This window comes from Candidatus Competibacteraceae bacterium (genome assembly GCA_016713505.1).
Classification (GTDB): Bacteria; Pseudomonadota; Gammaproteobacteria; order Competibacterales; family Competibacteraceae; genus Competibacter_A.
Window position 1 is genome coordinate 3,205,757 of sequence record JADJPA010000001.1, and the last position, 17,487, is coordinate 3,223,243.

At 61.0% G+C, this 17,487-nt stretch carries 18 protein-coding genes; 14 read left to right on the forward strand and 4 right to left on the reverse strand.

Going from position 1 to position 17,487, the window contains the following annotated elements; genetic code table 11:
* Position 1 precedes the first annotated feature (1 nt).
* A complete protein-coding gene (locus IPK09_14665; protein MBK7984840.1) occupies positions 2-487 on the reverse strand; it encodes a copper chaperone PCu(A)C in 486 nt (161 codons plus the stop codon).
* A gap of 118 nt (positions 488-605) precedes the next feature.
* Here IPK09_14665 and IPK09_14670 point away from each other — a divergent pair, with 118 nt between their 5' ends.
* From IPK09_14670 to IPK09_14720, 11 genes are all read left to right on the forward strand, one after another.
* Entirely contained in the window at positions 606-1,436 is an 831-nt protein-coding gene (locus IPK09_14670; GenBank protein ID MBK7984841.1) for a carboxylating nicotinate-nucleotide diphosphorylase, read from the forward strand.
* A 101-nt stretch (positions 1,437-1,537) separates the two neighbouring features.
* Positions 1,538-1,759 carry a hypothetical protein gene (locus tag IPK09_14675; GenBank protein ID MBK7984842.1) on the forward strand — a complete coding sequence of 74 codons (222 nt, stop codon included), beginning with the start codon at positions 1,538-1,540 and terminating at the stop codon, positions 1,757-1,759.
* Between the two features lie 111 nt (positions 1,760-1,870).
* Positions 1,871-2,599, forward strand: a complete 729-nt coding sequence (locus tag IPK09_14680) for a DUF3108 domain-containing protein (GenBank protein ID MBK7984843.1) — start codon at positions 1,871-1,873, stop codon at positions 2,597-2,599.
* A gap of 28 nt (positions 2,600-2,627) precedes the next feature.
* Positions 2,628-4,256 carry a glycosyltransferase family 39 protein gene (locus tag IPK09_14685; protein ID MBK7984844.1) on the forward strand — a complete coding sequence of 543 codons (1,629 nt, stop codon included), beginning with the start codon at positions 2,628-2,630 and terminating at the stop codon, positions 4,254-4,256.
* Positions 4,256-5,074 carry a phosphatase PAP2 family protein gene (locus IPK09_14690; GenBank protein MBK7984845.1) on the forward strand — a complete coding sequence of 273 codons (819 nt, stop codon included), beginning with the start codon at positions 4,256-4,258 and terminating at the stop codon, positions 5,072-5,074. Before IPK09_14685 ends, IPK09_14690 begins: the two co-directional genes overlap by 1 nt.
* Positions 5,075-6,013, forward strand: a complete 939-nt coding sequence (locus tag IPK09_14695; GenBank protein MBK7984846.1) for a flippase-like domain-containing protein — start codon at positions 5,075-5,077, stop codon at positions 6,011-6,013. It begins immediately after the preceding gene.
* Positions 6,006-6,623: a phosphatase PAP2 family protein gene (locus IPK09_14700; GenBank protein ID MBK7984847.1), complete on the forward strand. Its 618-nt coding sequence runs from the start codon at positions 6,006-6,008 to the stop codon at positions 6,621-6,623. The genes IPK09_14695 and IPK09_14700 overlap by 8 nt, the downstream gene beginning before the upstream one ends.
* Entirely contained in the window at positions 6,620-7,648 is a 1,029-nt protein-coding gene (locus tag IPK09_14705) for a glycosyltransferase family 2 protein (GenBank protein ID MBK7984848.1), read from the forward strand. The genes IPK09_14700 and IPK09_14705 overlap by 4 nt, the downstream gene beginning before the upstream one ends.
* Positions 7,641-9,146 (forward strand): glycosyltransferase family 39 protein, encoded by a 1,506-nt coding sequence (locus IPK09_14710; GenBank protein ID MBK7984849.1) that lies wholly within the window; start codon positions 7,641-7,643, stop codon positions 9,144-9,146. Before IPK09_14705 ends, IPK09_14710 begins: the two co-directional genes overlap by 8 nt.
* A 42-nt stretch (positions 9,147-9,188) precedes the next feature.
* Positions 9,189-9,611, forward strand: coding sequence for an HIT family protein (locus IPK09_14715; protein MBK7984850.1), 423 nt, complete (start codon positions 9,189-9,191; stop codon positions 9,609-9,611).
* 3 nt (positions 9,612-9,614) lie between these two features.
* Positions 9,615-10,436 carry a metallophosphoesterase gene (locus tag IPK09_14720; protein ID MBK7984851.1) on the forward strand — a complete coding sequence of 274 codons (822 nt, stop codon included), beginning with the start codon at positions 9,615-9,617 and terminating at the stop codon, positions 10,434-10,436.
* 4 nt (positions 10,437-10,440) lie between these two features.
* Here IPK09_14720 and IPK09_14725 read toward each other — a convergent pair whose 3' ends face one another.
* Positions 10,441-11,040 (reverse strand): OmpA family protein, encoded by a 600-nt coding sequence (locus tag IPK09_14725; protein ID MBK7984852.1) that lies wholly within the window; start codon positions 11,038-11,040, stop codon positions 10,441-10,443.
* A 759-nt stretch (positions 11,041-11,799) separates the two neighbouring features.
* Here IPK09_14725 and IPK09_14730 point away from each other — a divergent pair.
* From IPK09_14730 to IPK09_14740, 3 genes are all read left to right on the forward strand, one after another.
* On the forward strand, positions 11,800-12,648 hold the full coding sequence (locus tag IPK09_14730; GenBank protein ID MBK7984853.1) for an NYN domain-containing protein: 849 nt from the start codon (positions 11,800-11,802) through the stop codon (positions 12,646-12,648).
* A 151-nt stretch (positions 12,649-12,799) separates the two neighbouring features.
* A complete protein-coding gene (locus IPK09_14735; protein MBK7984854.1) occupies positions 12,800-14,818 on the forward strand; it encodes a carboxy terminal-processing peptidase in 2,019 nt (672 codons plus the stop codon).
* 6 nt (positions 14,819-14,824) lie between these two features.
* Entirely contained in the window at positions 14,825-15,718 is an 894-nt protein-coding gene (locus tag IPK09_14740) for an ATP-binding protein (protein ID MBK7984855.1), read from the forward strand.
* Between the two features lie 47 nt (positions 15,719-15,765).
* Here IPK09_14740 and IPK09_14745 read toward each other — a convergent pair whose 3' ends face one another.
* Positions 15,766-16,653 (reverse strand): glycosyltransferase family 1 protein, encoded by an 888-nt coding sequence (locus IPK09_14745; protein MBK7984856.1) that lies wholly within the window; start codon positions 16,651-16,653, stop codon positions 15,766-15,768.
* Between the two features lie 199 nt (positions 16,654-16,852).
* Positions 16,853-17,485: a sulfotransferase domain-containing protein gene (locus IPK09_14750; protein ID MBK7984857.1), complete on the reverse strand. Its 633-nt coding sequence runs from the start codon at positions 17,483-17,485 to the stop codon at positions 16,853-16,855.
* Positions 17,486-17,487 lie beyond the last annotated feature (2 nt).

Genomic DNA, 17,487 nt, shown 5'->3' on the forward strand with positions numbered 1-17,487 from the left:
GTCAGGGCTTTGCGTGCCCGGAATGACCTTGGTCGTGTTGCGGCATCGCGTCCATCATCGCCTCGCGCTTCACCACCGGCACCGTCACTTGCAAGGTTCCGGCTTTTTCCAAATGCAGGGTCAGCGGAAAGCTTTGACCGGCTTGCAGGGGTTTTTTCAGGTCGATCAGCATCACATGCAAGCCGCCCGGCTTGAGCGAAGTCGTTTCACCGGCCGCCAGATCAACCGCATCGACTTGGCGCATCTTCATCATCGTGCCTTCCATCTGCGTGGTATGCAGTTCGAGGGTGCCCGCCATCTCTTTGGCCTCGGCGCTCAGCAGCCGATCCGCGCCGCCGCTGTTGACCACATCGAAATAAACCGCGCCGGTTTTCGCGCCGGGCGGCGTTTCGGCGGCCTGGGGCTTCACGATCTGAACGGCATTGTTTCCCGCCGCCTGCACCAGCGCGCTACAGGTCAATAACAGACTGAATAAAAAGCGTTTCATGATTTTTCTCCTTGGTTTTGGCCTGATAACCTTAAAACATTTGTCGTCATTCCATCAAAAAAGCCGCTATTTTGATTGTTTTCCGCCCCATGCGGAGCGCGTTGCGAGGAATCCGTTCATGACCATGCCCGATCCCAATCCCGCCGTGGCCGCGGCCTTGGCCGAAGATGTCGGCGGCGGCGATTTGACCGCCGCCCTGATCCCCGAAACGGCCGAGTCCGAAGCGACCGTCATCAGCCGCGAGCGCGCGGTGTTGTGTGGGACAGCCTGGTTCGACGCCGTGTTCCGGCAGCTCGATCCCCGCGTCGCGGTCGATTGGCGGGCGGCCGACGGGGATCGGGTCGAGCCCGATCAACTGCTGTGCGCGCTGCGCGGTCCGGCCCGCAGCCTGCTGACCGGCGAACGCACGGCGCTCAACTTCCTGCAAGCCCTATCCGGCACCGCCACGCTCGCCCGCCAGTTCGCCGATACCGTGGCCGGCACCGGCGCGACCGTTCTGGACACCCGCAAGACGATTCCCGGCTTGCGGCTGGCGCAGAAATACGCCGTCCGTTGCGGCGGCTGCCAGAACCATCGCATCGGCCTGTTCGACGCCGTGTTGATCAAGGAAAATCACATCATGGCCGCCGGTTCGATCACGCAGGCCATTCAGACGGCCCGCCGCTTGCATCCCAGCGTCAAGGTGGAAGTTGAGGTTGAGAACCTGGCGCAGTTACAGGAAGCGCTGTCGGCCGCGCCGGATATCGTGATGCTGGATAATTTCGATTTGGAGACGATGGCCGAGGCGGTGCGCCTGACCGCCAAGCGGGTCAAGCTGGAAGCGTCGGGCAACGTCAATTTCACCACCGTGCGCCGGATCGCCGAGACCGGCGTGGATTACATTTCCATCGGCGGGTTGACCAAGGACCTGCGCGCGGTGGATTTATCGATGCGGTTTCGCGGCCTGTGAAACGCGACGCTCGAACGGTTGTCACAAAAGATTAACCGAGCGGGCCTAGGCTACAAGCTCGGATCATCGAAACCAAGAACAGATATTGAGGGGAAGAACCGATGTACGCTGAAATTATGCTGGGCACCCGCCCCACGGGCCGGGGCCATCCGGTCGCCGACTACCGAGCGGCGGATTTTCTACGCCAGGAAATCGCGTTTTTCGAGGCGCGCTTGCACGAGATGGGCGAAGAAGGCGATTGCGCCTACGAGCACGCCCTCAGCCGCGCCTATGAAACGCTGTTGCGCGAGCGCCGCGACCAACTCTCTCAATTGCGAGCCTGATCGTCCGATCGGCCAGTTCTCGCCTCCGGCTGGCCAGAATGCTTTATCATGCACGGTCCCGATCCTTGAAACTGTTGGCCGGTGTTCGAACCGGCGAGGATGCATCGTCGCATGAAGCTTTTTCTTCGCGCCGTCGCGCTGCTCGGTTCGCTGCTGTTGGTGTGGTCGCCCGCGCCGGCGGCCAACTCTGATAGTCTGCCCGTCAATCCTTTTAAGGCCCGCTACGAAGTCTACGGTTCCGGGTTTTCCATCGGCGATGCGGTCATGACCTTGACCGCCACCGGCCCGAACGCTTATCAGATGAGCGCTCAGGTTCGGCCCAACGGTTTGGCTGCGCTGCTGGTTTCAGGGCAGATCGACGAGCAGGCGAGCGGTGAAATTCGCGATGGCGCTGTCCGCCCAACCCAATACGAACGACGGGTGGAGACACCCAAGAAAAAGCAAACGGTGCGGTTGCGCTTCGATTGGCCGGCGCAGCAACTTCGGGCCAGCGATAATGATGAAAAAGCCACGCTGCCGCTGTCGCCCGGCGTACTGGACCCGTTGAGCTTGAATTTGCGGGTCATGTGGGATTTGCGGCGCGGTGATTTGCCTTCGGAGTATGTCCTGGCGGACGAGATCGAACTGAAGCCCTATCAGATCAAGAACGAAGGCGAGGAAACGCTGGAGACCTCGGTCGGCAAACTGCGCGCGCTGCGGATCAGTCAATCCAAACCCGGCAAGACCCGACTAACCCGCTTCTGGTTCGCCCCGGAGTTGGGTTATATGCCGGTGCGGGTCATGCAGCAGAAGGATGAGAAGGAGGTGCTGCGCATGGAACTCCGGGCGGTCGAACGCTGAATTTGGCCGCCGGCAAACTTTCTTAGCAATGCGGTTCGATCGTTTTCGGTTCTCCGGCGTCGTGAAACGCGACTGGCCGCTGTATGGGTGGCTGGCGCTGGCGCTGTGGGCCAGCTTCTATTATCAGCTCGGCGCGGTGCCGCTGTTCGATCTGGATGAAGGAGCGTTCGGTCAGGCCACCCGCGAAATGTTCTTGCGCGGCGATTTCGTTTCGACTTATCTCAACGGTCGGCCGCGTTACGACAAACCCATTCTCAGCTATTGGCTGCAAGCAGCCAGCTTGGCGGCGTTCGGGGTCGATGAATGGGTCTTTCGCCTGCCGTCGGCGCTGGCCGCCACCGCCTGGACCTTGGTGGTTTTTCTGTTCGGGCGTCGGGTGGCCGGCAGCCGTCGGGGAGCGATGGCGGCGCTGCTGCTGGCGACCTCGCTGGCGGTGACGGTGATCGGCAAGGCGGCCACCGCTGATGCCTTGCTCAATCTGCTGTTGTCGGCCAGTCTGCTGGCGTTGTATCTCTATCTGCGCGAAGGGCGACGGGGTTGGCTCTATGCGGCGGCGGCGGCGATGGGCTTGGGGTTTCTGACCAAGGGTCCGGTTGCGGTGGCGATTCCCGCCGCGGTCAGCTTGGCGTACTGCGCCAGTCGGGGCGAAGGGCGGGCCTGGCTGCGGCTGGCGGTGGACTGGCGGGCCTGGGGCTTGTTTCTCTCGGTCGCCGCGCCCTGGTATATCGTGCAATATCTGCGCGAAGGAGAAGGATTTTTTCTGGGCTTTTTTCTGCGCCACAATCTGGGTCGCTTCCAAGAACCGCTGGAAGGGCACGGCGGCGGTTGGTGGTATTACCTTCCGGTGTTGTTGGTGGGGGTGTTGCCCTATACCGCCCTGCTGCTGCGGGTGCTGGGCCGCTGGCGGGAAACGCTCGCCGATCCGCTGGGCCGCTATCTGCTGATCTGGTTCGTGCTGGTGTTCGTGCTGTTTTCGCTGGCGGCCACCAAACTGCCGCATTATCTGATCTATGGCTACACCGGGCTGTTTCTGTTGATGGCCCCGGAATTGGACAGCCCCGGCCGGGCCGGTTGGTTGCTGTTGCCGCAACTGCTGTTTCTGGCGCTGCTGTTGGTTTTGCCGGCGGCGGTGGCGGTGGCCTTGCCGCGCGTGCGGGATGAATTGGTGCGCGCCCAACTCGAAGGCTTGGTGTTTCCGCTCGCTTATTATCTGCTGTTGGTGGGGGCGTTGCTGCTGACGGTCTATTGGATGCGCGAGCGGCGGATCGCATTGGCTTATAAAATGCTAGCCAGCGGGTTGACGCTGGTTTTCCTGGTCTCCAATCAAGTGCTGCCGCTGGTGGCCAGCGTCCGGCAACTACCGGTGAAGGAGGCGGGTTTGTTGGCGCGTCAACTGCAAGCGCCCGCGGTGATGTGGGGCATCAATGCGCCAAGCTTCAGCGTTTACAGCGGGCGGATTGTCGAGCGTCGCGAGCCGCGTCCCGGCGATGTGGTGCTGACCCAAAGCGCGCGCTTGCCGGCGCTGGCCTCGCACGAACTGCTCTACCAGCAACACGGGATCGCGCTGGCGCGGATCTCACCGACCGTTGCTGACGACGAGGCTGCGTCGTGTGCGCCGGCCACGGCCTGTTCCCAAACCACCGGGCCAACGCCGTGATGCCTGCCCGGCGCCAGTACGCTCGCCGCTGGAATCCCTGGTATTGGGATTTACCGCTGGCGGCGCTGGCCGGCATGGTGGCGATCGTCGTATTACAAGCGAATGAGCCGCTGTTTTTGGGATTCAATCGGTTGAGCGCGTCTACTGGCGACGGATTCTGGGCCAACTTAACCGTTCTGGGCGATGCCTTGATTGCACTGACGCTATTTTTGCCGCTGGTGCGGCGTTGGCCGGAACTGGTTTGGGCGGGAGTGCTGGCGGGAGTGCTGACCTTCCTGTTCGTGCACGGTTTCAAACATTCGCTGGCTGTGCCGCGTCCGGCGTCGCTCTTGGCCAGAGAGCAGTTTCACGTCATCGGTCGGGTTTTGCTGACCCTTTCGTTTCCTTCGGGCCATGCCGCCACGGTGGCCATGTTGACCGGTGTTATCGTTTTACATTTACCGGATGACCGGCGCCGGCGCTGGTCTTGGCTGCTGCTGGTCTTGGCCGGTCTGGTCGGCCTGTCGCGCGTCGTCGTCGGAGCGCACTGGCCGCTGGATGTGCTGGCCGGTGTGACGGGCGGTTGGCTGGCGGCGGTGCTCGGTACCGTTTGGGCGCAGCGTTGGGCCTGGGGCGTCACGCCGGCCGGGCGGCGTTGGTTGACCCTACTGCTGGTCGGTTGCGCCCTGAGCGCGCTACTGTTTTACCGGACGGGTTATCCGCAAGCCGACCTTTTGCAGCGTATTTTGGCGTTGTTGGCCTTGCTGGGGGTCGCTTATCAACTGGCGGTGGAGCGCCAGGAAGCAGCGCGCCTCAGAACCGAAACGGATCGATGTTGAATGACCGCCAACGTTCGGTTGTGGTTCGGCCTGGCCGTCTTGGTGCTGGTGATAGCCGGCGTCCAGTGGCTGATCGGCTGGAGCCAACTTCTGATGCTCTGGCGCTTCATTTCGCCCGCCGCTCTGGTGTCGGCGGCGCTGTTGACTCTGGGTAGCTATGCCGTGCGGGCGCTGCGGTTGTACGATTATTTTCTGCCGGTCACGCACGGCGGGTTTGTGGCCTGCCTCAAGCTGACCCTGTTGCACAACCTGTTCAATAATCTGTTGCCGATGCGAACCGGAGAAGTATCGTTTCCGGTGCTGATGACCCGCTATTTCGCCACGCCGCTGGCTGGTTCGCTGGCCGCGTTGCTATGGTTTCGCCTGATGGATTTGCACGCTTTGGCGGCGGTGGCGTTGCTCGCCGTCGGTGGTCGCTGGTTGGATGTGGGGTGGGCGGGCTTGCTGACAGCCGTTTGGTTGGGCCTGCCGTGGTGGTCGTTCCGGCTGCAAGCAGCGCCGGCGTTGGCCCGGTTGGGCCAACGTTTGCCGGCGCGTTGGCGAGAGCGGCTGGCGCGAGCGCGAGCAGGGCTGCCGCAAACCCCGACCGCATTTTGGCGGGCTTGGTTGTGGACGCAGCTCAACTGGCTGGTGAAGTTGGCGGTGTTCGCCTGGATTTTGCGGCTGTTTGCGCCGATGCCGGGGGCGGCGGCGGTGATGGGCGCCATCGGCGGCGATCTGACCAGCGTGTTGCCGGTGCACGGCGTTGCGGGCGCGGGGACCTATGAAGCCGGGGTCGTTGCGGCCCTGACGCCATTCGACATACCGACGGCGGCGGCGTTGGCGGCGGCGGTCAACCTGCATCTGTTCATGCTCGGCTTGTCGTTGCTTGGCGGCGCGCTGGGGTTTTTGCTGAGCCATGATCGACCCGCCGCCGGACTGCTGCGCCACAATGGATGAACGCTTGCTGCTATGGGTCAACCAAGGTTGGGGCCAGCCGTTGCTGGACGGGCTGTTCTGGTGGGTGTCGCAGCGGCTGTGGTTTGCTTTACCCCTGGCGTTGATCCTGCTGTACGATAGCGTTCGCCGTTGCGGTCGCGGCGGCCTGCGGTGGTTCCTGATGCTGGCGGCGACGGTTGCCGTCGGTGATGTACTCGGTGATCTGCTCAAGGAATGGTTCGCTGAACCGCGTCCGTGTCAGGCCGTCTTCGAGCAGTTGCGCGCCCTTGGCGGTGCGGTGGCCGACCGTTGTGGTACTGCCCTGAACGGAATGCCGTCCAATCACGCCATCAACTTTTTTGCCGCCGCGAGCTTCGTCGCGATAGTGACCCCTTGGCGCGGCTGGCGGGTCGGCCTGTGCGCCGCCGCGCTGCTGGTGGGCTTGTCGCGTATCTATTTGGGCAAGCATTATCCCAGTCAGGTTCTGGCCGGCGCGGTGATCGGCGTAGCAGTCGGCGGCTTGGGGGCGTGGTTGGTCGTCCGTTATCCAACGGTTTTCAGCCCGCCGCTTGGAGATCGAACCCGCCCACCGTTCCGTTCTTCCGCCGCCAACCGAGAGCTCGATGAATGAGTCAAGCCGATCCTGATGCCATCCCGCCGCCGCACCGGCTGTCGCTGGTGGTGCCGCTCTACAACGAACGAGACAACGTTGACCCCTTGCTGGCGGGGATTCACGAGGTGTTGGCGAATTATCCCTATCCGTGGGAACTGATCGCGGTGGATGACGGCAGCAGCGATGGCACGGCGGAACGGTTGGCGGCGGAAGCGAGCCGTTTCGGCGCTCACGTTCGGGTCCTCACCTTGCAGCGCAATTTCGGCCAGACCGCCGCGATGCAGGCCGGCATCGACGCCGCGCGCGGCGACGTGATCGCCACGCTGGACGGTGATTTGCAGAACGACCCAGCCGATATCCCCCGCTTGGTCGGACGGCTGCTCAATGAAAATCTCGATCTGGTGGTCGGCTGGCGGCGGCATCGCCAGGATAACGTGTGGTTGCGCACCATCCCATCGCGAATCGCCAACCGCCTGATCGGCAACATCACCGGGGTCCGCTTGCACGACTACGGGTGCAGCCTCAAGGTCTATCGCGCCGCCGTGATCAAGCAGGTGCGGCTGTACGGTGAAATGCACCGCTTCATTCCGGCCTGGATGTCGGTGCAGACCGCCCCCAGCCGCATTCGGGAGGAAGTGGTCAACCACCGCGCCCGCCAGTACGGAGAATCGAAGTACGGGATCGGTCGGACCTTTCGGGTGGTGGTGGATTTGCTCTCCGTCTACTTTTTTCTGCGGTTTCTGACCCGGCCCGGCCATTTTTTCGGCCGGATCGGTTTGGCCAGCGGGGGAGCGGGCTTGCTGGTTCTAGCTTCTCTATTCGTGCAGAAATTGTTGTTCGCCGCCAATATCGGTACTCGACCGTTGTTGCTGGTCGGTGTCTTGCTGGTGCTGATGGCCGTGCAATTCCTCACCACCGGAGTGCTGAGCGAACTCATTACCCGCACCTATTTTGCCTCCAGCGCCAATTCGTCCTATGCCGTTCGCCCGGATGGCTCCCAGGAGTTGACCGCCGAGGCCGGTTGGCGGATGCCGCATGGTTGAGCCCTCATCCGCCGTCGCGGCCGACGCGGCGCCAGTCGCCTTGCGCGATATAGCGCTGTTGGCGGGATTGGCTGTGGTTTTGCCCATCTTGCGCTGCTATATCGCCGAAGCCGGCGGTTTCGATCTGCATTTCGACGAAGCGCAATATTGGGAATGGTCGCAACAGCTCGACTGGAGCTACTACTCCAAGGGTCCGCTGGTCGCTTGGTTGATTGCGGCGAGTACGGGCCTGTTCGGTCACGGCGAATGGCAAGTGCGGCTGTTTGCGTGGTTGGCTTACGATCTGTTCCTGCTGCTGTTGTTTGGGTTCGCGCGCCAGTTCTGGCAAAGTCGGCGAGCCGGCTGGTGGGCGGTGGCTCTCGGCCTGACCACGCCGCTGTATTTCCCGCTCGGCCAGGTCATGACCACTGACGTATTCCTGTTTGTCTGCTGGACCTGGGGGCTGTGGGCGGCGTGGCGAGCGTTGTACCGGCACCAGGACTCGGCGTGGTACGAGCTGGGCGCGGCGGTGGGCATCGGCGGTTTGGCCAAGTTCAGCATCGGCTTGTTGCCTTTTTTTCTGGGGGTGGGCTTGGTGCTGAGGCCGGCCGGCCGCCGTGTGCTCGGCCGCTGGCCACCTTGGGGTGGCGTGTTGCTGGCGCTGTTGGTTCTCAGCCAGGTCCTGCTGTGGAATGCCGCGCATGGTTGGCCGATGTTGCACCACGAGCAAAGTCATGTCCTCAATGTGACCGAGGAGGGCGGCTGGGAAGAAAATGCGGGCGATCTGCTGGAATTTCTCGGTGGGCAGTGGTTGGCGCTTTCACCGCTGGTCGCCGTGGCGCTGTTGCGCGCGCTGGCCCGTCCGCCGCGTCCGGCCGAGCAGCGCTGGCTCTGGGGTTTGTCGCTGGCGGTGCTCGTTTTCTTCTTTGCCAAAGCCACGGTCAGTAAGGTGCAGCTGAATTGGCCCGCGCCGGCCTATATCGGCTTGCTCTTGTTGCTTGCCGGTCGGATCGATGGGTTGACGGATCGCTGGCGACGGTGGGTGGTGGCGGGCGTGGCGAGTTCGGTGCTGCTGTTGGTGGTCGCCTTTTTCCCGCTGTGCTTTGGGCTAGCGTCGACCAAGGCGCCTTTCAAGGATTTGCGCGGTTGGCGGGAGTCTGTTGCCACGGTGGCGCAACAGGCTCAGTCGGTACAGTTTCTGATGGTTCCTAGCTACCATTTGGCGGGAGGCGTCGCATTTTACTGGCCGGAACGGCTGTCGGTTTATCCGGTCGCGGAGAACCGTCGTTTCAGCCAGCACGATTTTTGGCCGGGTATCGAGCGAGAGGCGGGTCGCGATGGTGTTTACGTAACGACCAACGATTCTTTGCCCCCGCGCTTGCTGCAAGCTTTTGCCAGATGTCAGCCTTTGCCGCCGGTGCCGGCCGTCGCCCGAGACGGCGGCGTCCTGCGAACGCTTTATTCGTGGCGTTGCGAAAGTTATCGGCCGATCGCCTGGCCCAAACCGGTTCATTACTAACGCTGTTCCCTTACTCACACTGTTTTTCAGGAAATCCCGATCATGTCAGAGCCTAGCCACTGCATTTTCTGCAAAATCGCGCGCGGGGCGATCCCGGCGACCAAGATCGACGAGGACGACGCGACCTTGACGTTCATGGATATCCAACCCGCCAGCCCTGGCCATGCCCTGGTGATTCCCAAAACGCACGCCGCCAATCTGTTCGAAATCGCTGGGGACGAGCTGTCCGTGGTCACCCGGACCGTGCAGCGAGTCGCCCGCGCGATGCACAAGGCGTTGGCCCCGGACGGCATTCGCATCGTTCAGACCAACGGCGCCGCCGCCGGGCAAAGCGTGTTTCACTACCACGTTCATCTGATACCGATGCAAGACGGCCAACGAATCGGCACGCACGGCCGCGCGCCGGCCGATCCCGAGCAACTTAAGACGCTGGCGGCGAGGATTCGTGAGGCGTTGGAGGGCTAAGGCGTGAACCTGCATGTGCTTTCAGATCTGCACTTGAACGTGGCCGCTCTGGAGGTACCGAAAATCGATGCCGATATCAGCGTGCTGGCGGGAGATATCGCCCGTCCGAACGAAGCGATGGGCTGGGCTGCGAGTCTAGAACGCCCCGTGGTTTATGTTCCCGGCAACCACGAATTTTATGGCGGCGCTCTGGAGGGAACGGTGCGGGAACTCAAACGGCTCAGTGCGAATACCTGTGTCAAAGTGTTGGATTGCGACGAAGTTGTGCTCGGTGACGTGCGTTTTCTAGGCGCGACCCTCTGGACCGATTTCCTGCTGTTTGGCGAAGGCGAACCACGGGAGTGGGCAATGGTGCAAGCGCGGCTTTGGGTGCGCGATTTCCACCGAATCTACGTGGATGAAAAGTTGGAGCAGCTTTTTTCACCCGCTGCCGCGATAGCGTTGTTCGCGCGTCATGCCGCTTGGTTGCAGGGCAAGTTAGACCAACCGTTTCCAGGTCCGACCGTCGTTGTGACCCATCATGCGCCATCGCCCCAAAGCCTGCATCCGCGCTTTGCGAATGCGGCGTTGAGCGCCTGCTTCGTATCCGATGTGGAATATTTGATGGGCAAAGGCCGCGTGGCCTTATGGATTCACGGCCACACTCACGACAGCTTCGATTACACCGTGAACGGCACCCGCGTGGTCTGCAACCCGCGCGGTTACGTGAAAAATGGCGTGAGCGAGAATGCGGCGTTCGACCCTGAACTGATTGTCGAGGTCGGTCAGGGCGGACCGCCTCAACGCGGAGACCGCAAGCCGGCCTCCGCTGATCCAAGCAGCTAGCGAATCAAGGCCGAACCCGGCGCATCCGGTCGCCGCGCTGGCGGTACAGGATGATTTCCACCCGGCGATTGAGCTGTTGGCCTTCGGCGGTGCTATTGCTGGCCACGGGTTCCCGTTCGCCGCGGCCCTCGGGATGCAAGCGGGAACCTTCGACGCCCTCGGCTTTCAAAATAGTGGTCACGCTTTCCGCGCGGCGTGCCGACAAGTCGAGATTGTGGCTGTCCGAACCCGTGCTGTCGGTATAGCCCGCCACGTTGGCGTGCAGCCGAGGGCGGCGCGACATGATGCGGGCGACCTGGCGTAGGGTGGGGGCAAAGTCGCGGCTGATATCGGCGCTGTCGCGCTCGAATAAGACCTCGCTGGGCAAGCGCAACCGCAAGTTGCCGTTAGACATCCGTTCCACCCGCATCCCGCGGCGCCGGTATTCGGGCGTGATGATTTGGTCGATTTCGCCTTGAGCGCTGCCCATGCCCTCATCTTCTTCACCGGATTTGTTGTTGAAGCCGGCATTGGGCGCGGCCGCGCCGGCATCGGGCGCGAAAAACCCTGGGATGAAAACTAACCAGGCCAGCAGGCCAAGGCTGGCGATACGCGATACCATCATGATGCTGGACTCCCTAATGATTGTTATCGAGAGAGAATTCGCTCGCACAATTCTCAGTTTTACCTGCTTGCGGCCAGTTGGGTGATTTGCTCGGCCACTCTTTGGTATATAGAGACAAAAGATGGCGATGACAAGCACTAATGAGCGGATAAAATGGTCTATGCTTTGCGAGCGCTGGCTTGTGGCAAGCTTGCGAAAGCGGCTGTTTCTCCTGTTATCGGTAGCGTCAGGGAGGTTCGGGCCGACGGCGCTAAGGCTGACTCAGCCTCGGTTTGTGACACGCTCCCTGAAATCCTTTCAGCTCGTGCATAATGCCCGGATTCTAGCTAAAGGTCCGCTCGGCTCCCTCTAGAACGGTCGGCGACCTAAATGGCCTGGACTCCTCATCTGGCGGGCTGACTTACAACATTGTCACTTTTTAGCCGCGCCGTTATCCCCGTGTTCCGTGGTCGGTTCCGAGCGGTAGCGCCAGCCGCGACCGCAGGCTATGGCCGCTGCAATTGCACCCGATTGATTCCGGCCGTTGCCGGCTGTGCTGCATCGGGCGTGAGGCTGGCGTGGACTGTGCGATTCGAGATCGAGCCGGCGGCTAAAGCTTGGAACCGGCTTTAAGGCTTTCTTGCTGAGGATGTCCGTCACGTTGTTCAAAAATAGACTGATAAATGGCGGTTTAGTGACGATTTTGTGATAATGCATCTAAACCGCCTTTGGTAAGGTCTGCGCGCGTTAATCATCGAGTTTGAGAAAATCCTAAAAATTATGACTATCAATTTCAAATCCCTTGCCAAGGTGGGCGTTTATGTGGACGCTGCCAACATTTCGCGCAACGGAGGGCAGCGCATGCAATACGATGTGCTGCGCGAGTTTGCCTGTCGCGATCAGGCCGAGCCGTTGCGGTTGAACGTGTATTTGTCCTATGACGAGGAGCGCGCCGAAACCAATATGGTTTATCGTGACAAGGCGCGCTCTTATCAGTCCGCCTTGCGCGAGCTGGGTTATAAGGTCATCGAGAAGCGGGTCAAATGGTTTCAGGATGAAGCGGGCAACCGTTACGGGAAAGCCAACGCCGATCTCGACATGGCCGTGGACGTGTTGTTGCAATCCGAAAATCTGGACCGGGTTTTATTAGCCACCGGCGATGGTGATTTCGTGCAGGTGGTACGCGCCTTGCAAAACAAAGGCTGTCGAGTGGAAACCCTGGCCTTCGACAACGTGTCTGAAGAATTGCGCCGCGAATCGGACATCTTCGTGTCGGGCTATCTAGTGCCGGGATTGCTGCCGACCCGTGGCGATGATTATTTCGCGCCGGTCTGGGGTTCCATGGGGTCGCGAGTGCGCGGCTATTGTTACCATCACGACGACAACAAGAGTTTTGGCTTCATGCGGTTTCTAGTGAAGTTATCGCCTTTTCTGTGGAAAACGGATTCCAGGGATTCGGAATCACCCTATCGAACGGCGTTTTTTCATGACTCCAGCTTGCCCGACGGCTTCAACGTCATGAAACTGCCGTCCCGCAACCATATTTTTGAGTTCACATTGGCCGAACCGAACGGCAAGCAGCCCGTCGCCACCGATATCATCCTCGTGCATCCCATCGTCTTGCCCTGAGGGGGATCGGTCGGCGCGACGTGTCGAGATACGTTCCTGTCGAGAAGCACCATGCGCAATCTTCGAACTTTGAAATTTTTGGCGCCCCTGACTCTAGCCCTGACGGTCAGTCTGTCCTGGACCTTTGCCAAGACCGCCGATCCGGTCGCGGATGTCCCGGTCAAGGCGCTGGCGCCGACCTCCCAGGCTGACGTCGCTGGATCAAACGATTTCCAAGCTGCTGTCGCAGTATCATTACCGGCAAAGCAAGCTCGACGATCACCTGTCCTCGCTCATCTTGAGCATGTATCTCGACGATCTCGACTTCAGCCGCGTTTATTTCCTGGCGAGCGATATCGCGGCTTTCGAGCGCTATCGCACCACGCTGGACGACGCCTTGAAGAACGGCAACCTGCAACCGGCTTACGACATATTCAACGTCTATCTGCGGCGGCTGGAGGAACGGACCGCGCACGTCCAGACCCTGTTCAAACAGGAGTTTCGGTTCGACCTCGATGAATCGCTGGAGGTGGATCGCAAGGATGCGCCCTGGGCCAAGACCCCAGCGGAGCTCGACGAGATTTGGCGCAAGCGTCTCAAGCACGAGCTGCTGACGTTGATGCTGTCCGGCAAGGATCAAGCCGCCGCCCGCGAGCTGTTGATCAAGCGCTACGACAATCGGTTGCGGCAGGCGCTGCAATCCAGCAGCGATGACGTGTTCCAACTCTACATGAACGCCGTCGCCCAGGCTTTCGATCCACACACCGCCTATTTTTCGCCGCGCAACACCGAAAATTTCAATATTCAGATGCGGCTATCGTTGCAAGGCATCGGTTGCGTGTTGCGCATGGACGAGGAACAGGTGACGGTGGTCGAGTTGGTGACCGGCGGCCCGGCCGATCTCAGCCAGCAGATCAAGGCCGGCGACCGGATCGTGGCGGTGGCGCAGGGCGAAAGCGGCCCCTGGGTGGATGTGGTCGGCTGGCGGCTGGACGATGTGGTGGATCAAATCCGCGGCCAGCGCGGCTCGGTGGTGCGCTTGAAGATCGCACCCGGCAAAGCCAGTGTGGCGGCGACCGAAAAGGCCGTGCGCTTGGTGCGCGACACCATCAAGCTGGAAAAACAGGCCGCCAAGAGTGAGATCAAGACGCTGCGCGGGGCCAACGATCGCGAGCTGCGAGTCGGGGTGATTACCATTCCGGCCTTCTACAGCGATTTCGACGCCGCCCGGCGCGGAGATCGCAATTACCGCAGCACCACGCGCGACGTGCGCGTCCTGCTCGATAACTTGCGGGGCAAGATCGACGGACTGGTGCTGGATTTGCGCGAGAACGGCGGCGGTTCCCTGCAAGAGGCAGTGGATCTGACCGGCTTGTTCATCGGCGACGGACCGGTGGTCCAGGTTAAAAGCGCCAGCAACGATGATGCGGAGATCGAGAAGGACCGCGATCCCAGTCAAGCCTACGACGGGCCTTTGGCGGTGCTGGTCGATCACGCCAGCGCCTCCGCCTCGGAGATCTTTGCGGGCGCCATTCAGGACTACGGGCGCGGGATCGTCATCGGCGATCCGACCTTCGGCAAGGGCACGGTGCAGACCCTGGTGGATTTGAACAGACTGACTCGGGCCAAGGAACCGCAGGGTCAGCTCAAACTGACCATTGCCAAGTTCTACCGGGTCAGCGGTAGCAGCACTCAGCACCGCGGCGTGCGGCCCGATATTGCCATTCCTTCGGTGGTGGACAGCGAGGAAGTCGGGGAAAGCGCGCAGAAGAACGCCTTGCCCTGGGATGAGATCGCACCGACCCGCTATCGCGGTGATCGAGGGTTGGCGAATCTGCTGCCGGAGCTGGCGCGGCGCCATCAGGTGCGCATCGACGGCAACGCCGACTATCAAGCCTTTCTGCGGGATTTGGAATTTACCCGGCAACAGCGCGAGAAAACCACGGTGTCTTTGTTGGAAAGCCAGCGGCGGGCCGAGCGGGAGCGTATCGAGACGTGGCAACGGGAGCGGGAGAATCGGTTCCGGACGCTCAAAGGTTTGGCGCCGCTCAAGCCTGGCGACGACATTCCCGAGGGCAAGGACAGCGCGGTGGTGGATACCGCGCTGGATGAGAGCGCCCGTATCGTCGGCGATCTGATCGCGCTGAAGGGTTCCAGCGACGCGGCGAGCGCTTTGGTGATGGGGCGCTGACGAGTCATGCCGGGGGTGACTTTGACCCTCGATGGCGTCTTGGCCGAGCGGTTGGCCAGGGTGCTTGAGCGGTTGGAGGCCGTACTACCGGCGGCGCCAAAACTGTCCGACTGGGAAGACTATCGGGCTTTTCGCTGGCGGCGGATCGGCCAACGCGGTTACTTGCAGCCGGTCCGGCACCCTCACCGCTTGCGCTTGGCGGACCTGCGTCGGATCGACCGCCAGAAGGCGGCCCTGGATTTGAACGTCCGACAATTTCTGGCGGGACAGCCTTACAACAATGTGCTGTTGTGGGGTGCGCGCGGCACCGGTAAATCGTCGCTCGTCAAGGCGTTGCTCAACGAATATACCCATCGAGGCTTGCGGTTGATCGAGGTGGACAAGCATGATTTGCTCGACCTGCCCGAGATCGTGGAGCCTTTGTACGAGCGGCCGGAGCGGTTTTTGTTGTACTGCGACGATCTGTCGTTCGAAGCGGATGATCCCAGCTATAAAGCGCTCAAGGCGATGCTGGACGGTTCCATCAGCACCGCGCCCGACAACGTGTTGCTGTGCGCCACCTCCAACCGCCGTCATTTGCTGCCCGAGTATATGCGGGACAATCAAGAGACCCGGATTGTCGAGGGTGAATTACACCACGGCGAAGCGGTGGAGGAAAAAATCTCGTTGTCGGAACGGTTCGGTTTGTGGGTATCGTTTCATCCGTTCAGCCAGGAGGACTATCTGGCGATCGTCGGCTACTGGTTGGATCAGTTGGGGTTATCGGAAGGGCTGGATGGGGCGGCGCACGCGGAGGCGCTCCGTTGGGCCTTGCAGCGCGGCTCGCGCAGCGGCCGAGTGGCTTGGCAGTTTGCCCGCGATTGGGTGGGGCGGCAGAGTGTGCAAAGCCATCCTGAGTGATTGGAACACAGGCAAAATCACTTTCTGGCGCATCCGCGCTGTGCTGTTCAGCTACCCCAGATGGCTTCGGTTTGCTGAAGGATATCCAGGAAAGACCGGCGTTCTTCCAACAGGGAATGCTGGCGCGCCGTGTGACGAGCGGCTTCTAAAAAAGCATACCTTGCTGGCGGCATCAGGTGTAGCGCGTCGCGAGCGGCATGGAGTAGAGCTCCAAGGGTATAGTCTGGTTGCAGGCAGTTTCGACCCGGCAGGCAAAACAAGCGGTTGCCAATGCAATCGGGACAAATGACCAGCGTTTCCAGCGCGAAACCTTCCAAAGCCGGCAGATAAAATCCCTCCGTCGGATTCGGTAACAGCAAAGCGATTCTGGCATTCCCCAGCAATTCCAGAAAATCAGCTCTTGCTAGCGGCTGGGTCAGCGCCTGCACGCGGTGGCCTGAGGTTTTGAGCCGCTGATGGATTTCCGTTGCCAACGCAGGTTGTTTGATCCCCACGATCAGAAGGTCGAGCCGGCGAGCCTCCCAGGCTGGCGGGGGTGGCAGCGCGGCGAGGTCGATGCCGTTAGGAATAGTGAATAAAGGGCCGTTGACTCGGCCGGTCGCTGTCAGGGCATCGGCGACCGGGGCGCTGACACAGATCCGAATGGCTCGATAGCTGAGGTATTGGTAAAGGGATTCGTTTGGGTCGGCATGGCGTACATGCTGGATCAGGTTGATCACCGGTTTGGGAGGAGAGCGACGCTGCGCTTCGCTGAGCACGGCCCAATCCATCCCTCCGAGAAACAGCATATCCGCTCGCTCGGCGGACCAGGCGGCTAACGCTTGACCGCGCATGGCCAACCAAGGGTTGGTGTCGTTCCAAAGCGTGTTGGTGGAAAAGGCGATGCACGGCTGATGATGCGCTGAATGCCGGACGTGATTGAAGTAGTCCCACACTTTTAGGTGGCCGCCGGTAAAGCCTAGAAAGTCTCTATAAAACAGGACTTTTTTCTGCGATGAGCGCCGCTTTCCCCCAGCTGGCCAAACCGCCCGAGCCCGCCATGCCTCATAAACAGCTTTCAGAAATTCAGCCACGCGCTCAAATCCAGGGCCAAATAGGTTGCCAGTCGTTCAATCCGCGGTTGGTACAGATCTTTCAGCACTTTTTCAGCGAAGGACGCAGCGCATGGCCCGGTCCGACAAAAACTGGCTCGCGACAGCCGTGCTGCCGCAACCGCGAAGGGCTTTGCGGCGCGGCGCCGAGATGCTGAAAACAGTGATTCAATACTAATTCGGGTTCGAAGGCGATCCGCTCGAAACGAAGGATCAGCAACTGCGGGTCGGGAAACACCGAACGCCAAGTTTCTAGACAGGTCTGGTAGTCGCCGCGCCGGCGCGAGCCGGCTGAATGAAAATGGTCGCAAAACCACTGATCGCTGGCTTCTTCAAGGGTCATTTCCGAGCGTTGCAAGGCCATCAAGGCCGCTGACCACGCTCGCTCGACGGGATTGCGAATCACGTAAAGCAAGCGCACCCGAGGCGCGTGGCGATGGATTTCTCGGATCGTTTCAACCGGTAACATGCTGTAGGCAGGGGTTATCTCACCAGCGATAGCGTCGCTCCGGGCAAAGTGATCTAAATAGTTTTCAACCGCCGCCATGTCGTGGGGTCGGTTCCAGAAATGCGCTTCCTTGCCCAGAGGAAAGGCCAGTTGCGGGTGATGGTTGAACTGTTCGTACAACCAGGTGGTTCCGGCTTTTTGAGCGCCGATTCCTAGGAAATCCAGCATGA